General features: G+C 50.3%; 9 protein-coding genes. All 9 read right to left on the bottom strand.

Annotated features, from left to right (window positions below; translation table 11 throughout):
- Positions 1–86 precede the first annotated feature (86 nt).
- Complete coding sequence (locus tag KDK15_RS12160) at positions 87–2,030, bottom strand: acetoacetate--CoA ligase (RefSeq protein ID WP_257295623.1); 1,944 nt, start codon at positions 2,028–2,030, stop codon at positions 87–89.
- A 56-nt stretch (positions 2,031–2,086) separates the two neighbouring features.
- A complete protein-coding gene (locus tag KDK15_RS12165; protein ID WP_257295624.1) occupies positions 2,087–3,025 on the bottom strand; it encodes a hydroxymethylglutaryl-CoA lyase in 939 nt (312 codons plus the stop codon).
- A 27-nt stretch (positions 3,026–3,052) separates the two neighbouring features.
- Positions 3,053–5,035 carry a biotin carboxylase N-terminal domain-containing protein gene (locus KDK15_RS12170; protein ID WP_257295625.1) on the bottom strand — a complete coding sequence of 661 codons (1,983 nt, stop codon included), beginning with the start codon at positions 5,033–5,035 and terminating at the stop codon, positions 3,053–3,055.
- Entirely contained in the window at positions 5,028–5,891 is an 864-nt protein-coding gene (locus KDK15_RS12175; protein ID WP_257295626.1) for an enoyl-CoA hydratase-related protein, read from the bottom strand. Before KDK15_RS12175 ends, KDK15_RS12170 begins: the two co-directional genes overlap by 8 nt.
- A gap of 13 nt (positions 5,892–5,904) precedes the next feature.
- A complete protein-coding gene (locus KDK15_RS12180; RefSeq protein WP_257295627.1) occupies positions 5,905–7,524 on the bottom strand; it encodes a carboxyl transferase domain-containing protein in 1,620 nt (539 codons plus the stop codon).
- Positions 7,525–7,542: 18 nt separating this feature from the next.
- A complete protein-coding gene (locus KDK15_RS12185; RefSeq protein ID WP_257295628.1) occupies positions 7,543–8,712 on the bottom strand; it encodes an isovaleryl-CoA dehydrogenase in 1,170 nt (389 codons plus the stop codon).
- Positions 8,713–8,789: 77 nt separating this feature from the next.
- On the bottom strand, positions 8,790–9,173 hold the full coding sequence (locus KDK15_RS12190) for a MerR family DNA-binding transcriptional regulator (protein WP_257295629.1): 384 nt from the start codon (positions 9,171–9,173) through the stop codon (positions 8,790–8,792).
- 290 nt (positions 9,174–9,463) lie between these two features.
- Positions 9,464–9,757: a hypothetical protein gene (locus tag KDK15_RS12195; protein ID WP_257295631.1), complete on the bottom strand. Its 294-nt coding sequence runs from the start codon at positions 9,755–9,757 to the stop codon at positions 9,464–9,466.
- 164 nt (positions 9,758–9,921) lie between these two features.
- A complete protein-coding gene (locus KDK15_RS12200; protein WP_257295633.1) occupies positions 9,922–10,677 on the bottom strand; it encodes a thiopurine S-methyltransferase in 756 nt (251 codons plus the stop codon).
- Positions 10,678–11,338 lie beyond the last annotated feature (661 nt).

Here is an 11,338-nt window from a genome sequence, read left to right on the forward strand (position 1 = left end):
AGATAACTTTGAGTAGGTTTGAGCAAGTTTTTAGGAGCGGTGCGTGGCACAATGCGTAAACCCGTAGTTAATGCCCTTCGAGTAGCTCAGGAAAAAAGTTCCTGACGGTTCCTGAACAGATCCAGGGCATCCGGGTTGGCCAGGGCATCGGTATTTTTTACTGGCCGGTTATGGATAACTTCACGCACTGCCAGCTCGACGATTTTACCGCTGATGGTTCTTGGAATGTCGGTCACCTGCAGAACCTTGGCGGGAACGTGACGAGGCGTTGTGTTACTGCGAATGGTGTGGGTGATTTTCTGGATCAGTTGATCATTAAGTGTCACGCCATCACGAAGCAGCACAAACAATATAATACGTGTGTCGTCTTCCCATTCCTGTCCTACTGCAATGCTCTCAAGCACTTCCTCTACCTTTTCTACCTGGCGATAAATCTCGGCAGTACCAATGCGGACGCCTCCCGGATTTAATACGGCATCGGCCCGGCCATGGATAATAACGCCACCATGCCGGGTCAGCTCGCCGTAATCTCCATGAGCCCAGACCCCTTCAAACTCGTTGAAGTAGGCGTTGTGGTACTTGCTGCCATCAGGATCATTCCAGAAGCCAACGGGCATGGATGGGAAGCTGGACTGACAGACCAGCTCTCCCTTTTCTTCAGTCAGCGGAGTCCCTGCCGTATCCACAAAGTGAACATCCATACCCAGCCCCCGACACTGCAGTTCACCACGATAGACTGGCAGTATCGGGCAGCCCAGGGCAAAGCAGGAGATGATGTCCGTGCCACCGGATATGGAAGAAAGCCGGACATCCGGTTTTACCGCCTGAAAGACATAGTCATAGCTTTCGTGAAGTAAAGGGGAGCCTGTCGATAGAATGGCTTTGAGATGTTGCAGATGATGACTGCTGGCAGGTTTGACACCGGCTTTTTGCAGGGCGGCGATGTACTTGGCGCTGGTACCGAAAATAGAAACGTTTTCCGCCTCTGCGATATCTATCAGGGTTGCAGGTTCGGGATAAAAAGGGGAGCCATCGAACAAAACGACAGTAGCTCCAATGGCCAGGGACGAAACCAGCCAGTTCCACATCATCCAGCCACAGGTGGTAAAGTAGAATATTGTATCCTGTGCTTTCAGATCGGTATGAAGGCCCAGCTCTTTCAAATGCTGTAGCAGCGTTCCACCATGGCCATGAACAATACACTTGGGAACGCCAGTGGTACCTGAAGAGTACATAATGAACAATGGATGATTAAACTCGACAGGTACGATACTCACCGATCCATTGGATGGTTGGCAGAAATCAACCCAGCGCACCGCATTGTTGAGCTGCCCGATATCCGGTTCCGGATTGGCAAAAGGCACAACGACGGTGGTTTCCAGCGATGGGATTTTTTCCTGAATCCGCTCTGTTTTGTCCATGCAGTCGATGGTTTTACCACCATAAAAGTAACCGTCTACCGTAAGCAGGAGCCGGGGCTCAATCTGTCCGAAACGGTCCAGAACGCCCTGAATACCAAAATCTGGAGAACAGGATGACCAGATTGCCCCAAGCGCCGTGGTGGCCAGCATCAGAATAATGGTTTCCGGGCAGTTGGGCATAAAGGCTGCAATACGATCCCCTTTTTTGATACCGGCATCAATCAAGCCCTGTTGGGCAGCGGCTACTGATTGATAGAGCTCCCGGTAGCTCAGGATCCTGCGACGGCCATTCTCACCTTTGAATATCAAGGCTGTTTTATTATCTTTTCGTTGCAGAAGGTGTTCTGCATAGTTCAGTGTTGAGTCAGGAAACCATTGAGCGCCCGGCATACTGTCGTTTATTAATGCAGCGGAAGGTGGGGTATGAAATTGTACGTTGTAGAATTCTGCCAGCCGTTGCCAGAAGGCCGGACGGTCTTCAATGCTCCATTGGTAAAGTTCATAATAATCTTCCAGTGGTAAACCTGCGTCTTCTTTTACGCGGGTGATAAATGCCTGAAGATTGGACAATGTTATTGTGTTTTGATCCGGTATCCACAGTGCTGTCATTGGCTTTCTCTTCTGGATTCTCTGATGAATTGTTTTCTTGATTGACGAGATTCAATTCACCCTGAAGGATGAATCAACCGGCTCAATGCCAACCCGGCATTTGATCTTGAGGGTATGCCCAGCTGGTCACAAATGAATGTAGCCGCTTTGAGCAGTTCCTCCATATTTATCCCGGTTTTTATGCCCATACCGTGCAGCATGTAGACCACATCTTCCGTCGCCAGATTGCCTGATGCTCCGGGGGCATAAGGGCAACCTCCCAGGCCGGCAACCGAACTGTCAATCACCGAAAGCCCTTCTTCGAGCAGTGCCAAAACATTGGCAAGCGCCTGTCCATAGGTATTGTGAAAGTGTGCCGCCAGTGCTGAGACGGGAATATTTCGGGAAGTGTGTTCCAGAACCTTTTTGGCGTTGAGGGGAGTACCAACACCAATGGTGTCGCCCAATGATATTTCATAACAGCCCATCTGCCAGAGTTGTTCGGCAACCCCGGCAACGGCGGAAGGGCAGATCTCGCCATCATAGGGGCATCCCATCACACAGGAAACATAGCCTCTGACGTTTAAACCGTGTTTTTTTGCCGCTTCCATAACCGGGGCAAAGCGCTTCAGACTTTCGGCAATGGAGCAGTTGATATTTTTCTGACTGAACCCTTCTGAAGCTGAAGCAAATACCGCCACTTCATCAGCACCAGCGGCCAGGGCCGCCTCAAAACCTTTGAGGTTTGGGGTCAGGGCACCATAGGTGATCCCTGGTTGTCGATCAAGCAGGTCGAAAACGTTATGGGAGTCCGCCAGTTGCGGAACGGCTTTTGGCGACACAAAGCTGCCCGCTTCAATACGCTTCAGTCCTGTTCTGGCAAGGCGGTTGATCAGCTCTGAACGAATTCCGGCAGAGAGTATCTCCGGCTGATTTTGCAGCCCGTCTCTGGCACCCATCTCAACCAGTGTTACCCTGTCTGGCAATTGCTGTGAATTGGCCGTGTCACTGGACATCCCTTTGCTCCATGCTTTTTATTGTTGTTATGGTTGTTCGATGAACGTCAGTAATGGCGAACCTGCGGCAACCTGGTCTCCTGCCTGATAAAGTATCCGCTCAACGGTTCCGGGCTCTTTGGCGGTGATGCAGTGCTCCATCTTCATGGCTTCCATCATCAGCAGCGGGGTTCCCTGCGCCACTGACTGGCCCTCGTTGACCATCACGCAGGTGATCGAGCCGCTCATGGGGGCAAGAGGTACATTGTCCTGATCGTCTTCCTGTTCCATGGGATGGCCGGGAAGTGCAACTTCATAGCTGATATCCGGAAGAATGACTTTTAATAATTCCCCTGGCTGGGGAATTATACGGCAAATAATTGGCAGTAATTTTTCTGCGCCTGTCGTGTCAAAACTGACGCTCAGTGATGCGCCGCAGGTTTTGAGGATAACGTTGGCGGTTATAGCCAGTGATTTCTCTCCGATACGGAGTAGATAACGGTTCGATTGTTTATCGACCCTGACCAGCCAGCACTGTTCATCCAGATAAAGTTGAACCAGGGATTCTGTTCTGAAAGTGGAGCCACATGAGGTTGGCAGTAATTCATCCGGTCTGGCGAGGCTGCCACATTCAAACTGATAAATAGCTGCAACCGCTAACAGCTGGTGTCTTTGCTCCAGGGATAAAGCGGGAAATGGGTGATGATCAATAAAGTCAGTACTGAGTTTGGCATCAATAAATTCCGGCGTTGCCAGCAGGTGGGCGAGGAAGTCCCGGTTATCGCAGATCCCTGCCTGATAATACTGGGCCAGCGCCGTCTGAAGCTGCGCTATTGCGGTTTGTCGGCTGGGGCCGCTGGCAATTATTTTTGCCATCATGGGGTCATACCAGGCGGTGATGCTGTCACCGGCCTGAATGCCGGTATCAATACGCAGGTTGCCATGGGTGTCTGGCCATTCAAGGGCCAGAATGCGTCCAGAGGTGGGCAGAAAATTCTGCCTTGGGTTTTCTGCATACAACCGGGCTTCAATTGCATGGCCATGGCAGTGTAATGACGCCTGATCCAATGGGAGAGGGTTTCCGGATGCCACGGTTAACTGCCACTCAACCAGGTCCAGATCGGTGACCATCTCCGTTACCGGGTGCTCTACCTGGAGGCGGGTATTCATCTCCATAAAGTAGAATTGATCACCATCAAGCAGAAACTCTACAGTGCCAGCCCCTTGATAACCGATGGCTTTTCCGGCGGCGACCGCGGCATTACCCATGGCTTCGCGCAGTTCGGGAGTCAGGCCGGGGGCAGGTGCTTCTTCAATCACTTTTTGGTGTCGGCGCTGCAGGGAGCAGTCACGGTCAAAAAGAAAAACACCATTTTCCTGTTGATCAAAGAAGATCTGAACTTCAACATGCCGTGCTTTAGTGACAAAGCGTTCAAGGAGCAGTTGGTCATTGCCGAAAGCTTTTTCTGCTTCACGCCTTGCCGACGCCAGTTGCTGTTCCAGGTTTTCTGAACTATCAACAACACGCATTCCTTTGCCGCCACCGCCAAAAGCAGCCTTGATCAACAGGGGAAAGCCAATGAGTTCGGCTTCAGCCATCAGCTGTTGGTTACTCTGATTCTCGCCGTGGTATCCGGGAACAAGGGGTACTCCGGCCTCTGCCATGATTTTTTTGGCTTCACTTTTCGACCCCATGGCATCGATAGCCGAAGCTGGCGGGCCTACGAAGATAATGCCTTTTTGCTGGCAGGCTGCGGCAAAGCCAGCATTTTCTGACAGGAAGCCATAACCCGGGTGAATGGCATCCGCCTTTTCCTGTTCTGCTATGGATAATATTTTCTCAATATCCAAGTAGCTCTCAAGAGCAGGGCTTGGGCCAGCATAGACAGCTTTAGTGGCCATTGTCGTATGGAGTGCCCGATGGTCGGCATCGGAATAGAGGGCAATGGTTTCCACACCCATGGTATGGGCTGTTTTTATAATACGGCAGGCGATTTCCCCGCGGTTGGCAATCAGCAGGCGTTTAATCATGGTGTTGCTCCTCTGCTGATGGCTTTTTATCTGCTGATGGCTTTTTATCTGCTGATGGCTCTTTCCAGCCCGGAGCCCGCTTTTCCAGAAATGCGCTTAACCCTTCCTGACCTTCCGGTGAAATGCGAATACTGCCGATGCGATCGCAGGTCAGGTCAATGAGGTCTTCATCAATCAGCTGATTACTGACGTCATCAATTAATCGTTTTGCTTCAGTCATGGCTACGGGGGCGTTCTGAATGATTTGGTCACAAAGCGCTTCGACCGCCGACGATAAATCCTGCTCTTTACACCGTTTATGAATCAGATTCAGGCGAAGTGCCTGTTTGGATGAGATGGTTTCTGCACTGAGAAAATAGCGTCTTGCCTGGCGTGCGCCCATGGCTCGAATGACGTAGGGACTGATGACCGCAGGAATAAGACCAAGCTTGACTTCGCTCAGGCAGAACTTTGCTGATTTACTGGCGAAGGCAATATCGCAGGCGGTGATCAGCCCAAGGGCACCACCGAATGCAGCACCCCGGACCACCGCCAGGGTAGGGGCGGGGAACTGGTCCAGCCGTTGAATCAATCTGGCCAGTTGGTGGGCATCCTGATGATTTTCTTCTTTGCTCAGTGCTGCCGATTCTTTCATCCAGTTGAGGTCAGCACCGGTACAGAAATGTTTACCATTGGCTTTAAGGACCAGAAGGCGGGTGGGCGTCTGCTCAATCTGATCAAAAGCCCGGTGCATTTCGGCAATCAGCTCCTTATTCAGGGCGTTGCCGGTTTCAGGCCGGTTGAGACAGAGCGTAGCGATCTTACTGGATTGGTCACTGGGTGTTGCTATATCGAGTATCAGGTTTTTGTAGTTCATTGTGATGAGTACCTTACATCCTGAATATGCCAAAGCGGGTGTCTTCAATGGGGGCATTCATTGCCGCAGAAAGACCGAGCCCAAGGACGGTACGGGTATCCGCTGGATCAATCACACCATCATCCCATAGTCGTGCACTGGCGTAGTAAGGGCTGCCCTGGTGGTTGTAGTTCTCAAGAATGGGCTGACGAATGGCCCGGGCTTCCTCTTCACTTAATACCTGCCCCTGTTTCTCCATGGCGTCACGTTTGACCTGAACCAGTACATTGGCTGCCTGTTCTGCGCCCATCACTGAAATACGGGCATTGGGCCAGCTCCAGAGAAATCGGGGATCGTAGGCTCTTCCACACATGCCATAATTCCCTGCACCAAAGCTGCCACCGATAATCACCGTGAACCTGGGGACTCTGGCACAGGCAACGGCGTTGACCATTTTCGCTCCATGACGGGCAATGCCACCTGACTCCGCCTGGGAACCCACCATATAACCGGTAGTATTCTGGAGAAATATCAGTGGTATTTTGCGCTGACAGCAAAGTTCGATAAAGTGCGCACCTTTCTGTGCGGATTCGGAAAAGAGTATGCCGTTGTTGGCAACAATCCCTACTGGATGACCATGAAGACGGGCAAAGCCACACACCAGCGTTTCCCCAAATAGCGCTTTGAACTCATCAAAATCGGAGCCATCAACAATACGGGCGATCACTTCCCTGACGTCATAGGGCTGTCTCAAGTCCGAAGGGACAACCCCATAGAGCTCTTTGATATCATACAGTGGTTCCATGCTCGGCTGGAGATCGTAATGACGTTTTTCCATAGAGGGCTTAACCGAGTTCAGCCGGGATACCGATTGTCGAATCAGGCTGATGGCATGGGCATCATCATTGGCGTAATGGTCGGCCACGCCGGATTTACGACAATGAACGTCTGCACCGCCCAGAGCTTCGGCGGTAATCTCTTCACCGGTGGCGGCTTTCACCAGGGGAGGGCCGGCAAGGAAAATGGTGCCCTGACCACGGACAATAATGCTTTCATCAGCCATGGCAGGGACATAGGCGCCGCCTGCCGTGCAGGAGCCCATAACAGCGGCAATCTGTGGAATTCCCCTGGCCGACATATTGGCCTGATTAAAGAAAATTCGGCCAAAGTGTTCCCGGTCAGGAAATACTTCATCCTGTCTGGGCAGGTTGGCACCACCGGAATCCACCAGGTAGATACAGGGAAGGTGATTCTGCTCTGCGATGGCCTGGGCTCTTAAATGCTTTTTAACGGTGAGAGGAAAGTAGCTGCCGCCTTTGACGGTGGCATCGTTAGCAACAATCATGCACTCACGGCCTGAAACCTGGCCAATACCGGCAACCACACCTGCACAGGGCACTGCTTCGTTGTAGACCTTGTCGGCCGCAAAAAGTCCAACCTCCATAAAAGGGGAGCCGGGGTCCAGCAACAGGGCGATTCTGTCCCTGGGCAGCAGCTTCCCTTTGCTGATGTGTTTTTCCCGGGCCTTTTCAGGGCCTCCCTGTTTCAGGTGATCAGACTTCTGTTGCAGCTCATCAACCAGTGCCTGCATTTGACGACGGTTGTCATTAAATTCTGCACTGTCTATGGCTATTGTTGTGGTAAGTGCCACCATGACAATCTCCCCCTCCGCTTAATGTCCGGTTTCCTGAAACAGCTCCCGGCCGATCAGCATACGACGGATTTCAGATGTGCCGGCACCGATCTCATACAGTTTTGCATCTCTCAGCAGGCGTCCGGTTGGGTAGTCATTGATATAGCCATTGCCACCGAGTATCTGAATGGCATCCAGTGCCAGTGCAGTGGCTCTTTCGGCGCAATAAAGAATGACGCCAGCCGCATCCTTACGGGTTGTTTCGCCACGGTCACAGGCCGCAGCGACAGCATAGAGGTAAGCTTTGCAGGCATTCATCCGGGTGTACATATCGGCAACCTTGCCCTGAATCAACTGAAATTCACCGATGGACTGGCCAAACTGCTTACGGTCGTGAATGTAAGGCAGAACCACGTCCAGACAGGCTTGCATAATGCCGGTAGGGCCTCCTGAAAGAACTACCCGCTCGTAGTCCAGTCCACTCATCAGAACTTCAACACCCCCATTCAGGTTGCCCAGAATGTTCTGTGCAGGCACTTCACAGTCCTCAAAGACCAGTTCGCAGGTGTTTGAACCCCGCATACCCAGTTTGTCCAGTTTCTTGGCCCTGGAGAATCCCGGAAAATCCCTTTCGACAATAAATGCGGTTATGCCACGGGATTTTTTTTCCGGTTCCGTCTTGGCATAGATCACGTAGGTGGATGCATCAGGACCATTAGTAATCCACATTTTGTTACCGTTCAGGATAAAGCGGTCACCTTTCTTTTCGGCTTTAAGTTTCATACTGACCACATCGGAACCTGCTTCTGGTTCACTCATGGCCAGCGCGCCAACGGCCTGGCCACTGATTAAATCAGGCAGGTATTTTTCCTTTTGAGCATTGCTACCCATCCGGAAAATCTGGTTGACACAGAGGTTGGAATGGGCACCATAGCTGAGCCCAACGGCAGCAGAAGCTCTGCTGATCTCTTCCATGGCGATAACATGGGCAAGATACCCCATGGCTGAGCCGCCATACGGTTCAGATACGGTGATACCCAGCAAGCCCATATCACCCATTTTCTGCCAGAGATCCATGGGGAACTGGTTGGTCTGGTCGATCTCCATTGCCCTTGGCGCAATCTCTTTTGCAGCAAATTGCCTGACCTGCTCCCTGAGCATGTCGTTGGTTTCTCCAAGGTTGAAATTCAGCTCTGAGTATTGGCTCATTGGGGCTTCCTCACTTTTTATTGTTATTGCTGTATGAGTTTCGTTTAACAAAGCGACTGTTTTAATAAATAAACGGTTTAACGTTCGCTTTCCTTCAGGGCTTTTACACAGCGCTTTCTGGCTTCGGTAAGTTCATCCTGCATTATGTGAATGTCCTGGAGCTGTTGCTCAAGACGCATGCTGGAAGTATCAATGGCATCGAGCATCGCCTGGAGCTGTTTTTTATTTCGGGAGGTCGGGTCATACAGTGCAATCAGATCTCTGGATTCAGCAAGGCTTAAACCGAGACGCTTGCCCCGGACAATAAGCTTGAGATGAACGCGGTCTTTCTTGCTGTATATGCGCTGCAGACCATTGCGCTTTGGGCTGATTAGCCCCTGATCTTCATAAAAGCGTATCGCCCTGGGAGTAAGGTCAAACTCCCGGGCGAGTTCTGAAATAGTGAACGTGGTCTCGGACATGGTTCTGTGCTCGTTATTTGCAGCGTGTTTGTAAACGCTTCTTTCTTATCGCAACTTGGAGTATAGATACCCTTTACGTAAACGTAAAGCCGTCCGCTGGGCTCGCTGTATGGAACTTTACCGGTTTAGCTTCGATTGCTTACCACTCAGGGTAAGAGAAGTTTGATCGGGGCTGTAGATATTCCTTCATTCAGGGGACCGGAAAGTGGGGGAGGAGGGGGGCACTGATGATAATTCTGCTTTTTTTGCTTTCGCTGCTGATTCTCCTTTTTTCCTCGCTACTTTTTATTTCAACTGTCTTTATTCAACGGATCAACTATAGCCACTGGACGCGATGATGACTGAGAACAACTGACTGATGGATTTTTCCAGGGCAATTGCTGAGCTATTTGTTGAGAGCTTATTGAGGTTAAATCCGTGAGTGTAAAATCACCATCAACAGGTTTACTGGCAAAATCACAAGGTACAATTGCATCAAGATCTGCCTGTAAATAAAATTCAGGAAACGGTGGTTCATTTTCGGTAGCTGGTGAATAAGAAATGGAAAAATCATTAAGTAAACGTGGAGAAGTCGGCATGATCATGGTCTGAGTCACATATAAATTCAGGTGGCCAGTTCTCTGCCTTGTCGAAGACAAGATGGATGGCAGATAAAACAGGAGAGTTTGGACGACAGATAAAACCTGCCTGGGATATCAGGCAGGAGGCGGGATTGGTATTGCTGGTCCCGGTAAAAAGCGGTCAGAGGCTACTTCCGATCAAGTTTGAAAACATGCTCTGTAATCACTTGCAACCCCTGGGCCTGTTTTCGTGGTGAGGGTTTGGTGTCCCGTGTTTCGATCAGATCGATCTCGAAGTGTTCACCGTAGAGTGCTTTTACTCGATTGGGTGGGATACTGAATGGTGGCGCTGCTGCGGCAATATCATCATATTCAACCGTGATCAGCAGAATTTGCTCAATATCCGGTGCGATGCGCAGAAGTTGTTCTAAATAGGCTTCCTGCTTGCCGGGAGGGAGTGCAACCAGGGCTGCCCGGTCATAAACAAAACTGGCCGGAATACTCTCTTCTGTCAGGGTAAAAAAATCCCCCTGGATCAGGGCTAATCGTTCACTGGACCAGTACTCATGTTCACCTGCTGCCTGCCTTGTGTAATTGAGGTTTTGCTCGGAAAAAAAAGCTTCCACAGCAATCTCACTCAATTCGGAGCCGATAACAAAGTGTCCCTGCTTATGGAGTTCAACCATATCAAGGCTTTTGCCACACAGTGGAACGAACACCATATCCTTAGGCACTGCGCGTATCTTGGGCCAGTGTTTCACCAGCATAGGGTTGGCCTGATCAAGATGGAAACCAATGTTATTGTTCTCCCAATGAGACTGCCAGTTAATCTCGTCCATAGCTATTGATATCCCGTTATCATGGTCGGACACTGAATTGGATGCATTGCAATTATTAACCATACCGGCTGCCAGTAGGAAGATAAATAGCTGAGTGTAGTTCATGTTCAGCCTTGCTCTATGAGGTCGTGTATACAAGGTAGCAGAATGCAACTGGTTGTGATTTCATTTGGTTAACTACTTAAATGCCCTGGCAAAAAAACTGATATCCATGGGCAGGGTTGTTACGCTGTGAATATGGCCGGACGACACTCATTAATACCTGGTCTAATCAATATAGTGCGCAACAGCCCGTTATGAGCAGGTGGCTCAATTATTGATCACCTGCTGACAGAACTTATCCAATAAGTCGGGATTTAAAACGGCGGTGTTTATTGTTCAGGTGTGCAGGGTTATATAATGAAAGCAACTTCATCAACCTACTCCCACCCAGAGCCTGCTGACTGTGTTGACCAATAAGCCGGCTCAAGCGAGAGTCCTGATCGATCCAGAAGTTACATTTAACGGCAGGGAAATCTCAAACCATCAGTCTTGTAGACAAACAGCCACCACCGTGGATGAACGCAGAAGTATTGAGGTTGCCTTATCGGACCATCAGGTTCCGCAGTTAAATGCGCTAACCCTGAGAACACTGGATATTATGCAGAAAATCAATGATTCTTATAGCAATCCCCCCGTTCTGATTACCGGCTCATACGCGCGTTTTTTACAAAGAGGAACAACAACGCCTTCATGCACTTGCTGAAAATCTGCAAACGAAATTGAA

This window comes from Endozoicomonas sp. YOMI1 (assembly GCF_024606345.1).
Lineage (GTDB): Bacteria > Pseudomonadota > Gammaproteobacteria > Pseudomonadales > Endozoicomonadaceae > Endozoicomonas.

Coding starts and splice junctions, on each gene's coding strand:
- KDK15_RS12160 (WP_257295623.1), bottom strand. CDS start 2,030: ATGACAGCACTGTGGATACCGGATCAAAACACAATAACATTGTCCAAT.
- KDK15_RS12165 (WP_257295624.1), bottom strand. CDS start 3,025: ATGTCCAGTGACACGGCCAATTCACAGCAATTGCCAGACAGGGTAACA.
- KDK15_RS12200 (WP_257295633.1), bottom strand. CDS start 10,677: ATGAACTACACTCAGCTATTTATCTTCCTACTGGCAGCCGGTATGGTT.
- KDK15_RS12195 (WP_257295631.1), bottom strand. CDS start 9,757: ATGATCATGCCGACTTCTCCACGTTTACTTAATGATTTTTCCATTTCT.
- KDK15_RS12180 (WP_257295627.1), bottom strand. CDS start 7,524: ATGGTGGCACTTACCACAACAATAGCCATAGACAGTGCAGAATTTAAT.
- KDK15_RS12190 (WP_257295629.1), bottom strand. CDS start 9,173: ATGTCCGAGACCACGTTCACTATTTCAGAACTCGCCCGGGAGTTTGAC.
- KDK15_RS12175 (WP_257295626.1), bottom strand. CDS start 5,891: ATGAACTACAAAAACCTGATACTCGATATAGCAACACCCAGTGACCAA.
- KDK15_RS12170 (WP_257295625.1), bottom strand. CDS start 5,035: ATGATTAAACGCCTGCTGATTGCCAACCGCGGGGAAATCGCCTGCCGT.
- KDK15_RS12185 (WP_257295628.1), bottom strand. CDS start 8,712: ATGAGCCAATACTCAGAGCTGAATTTCAACCTTGGAGAAACCAACGAC.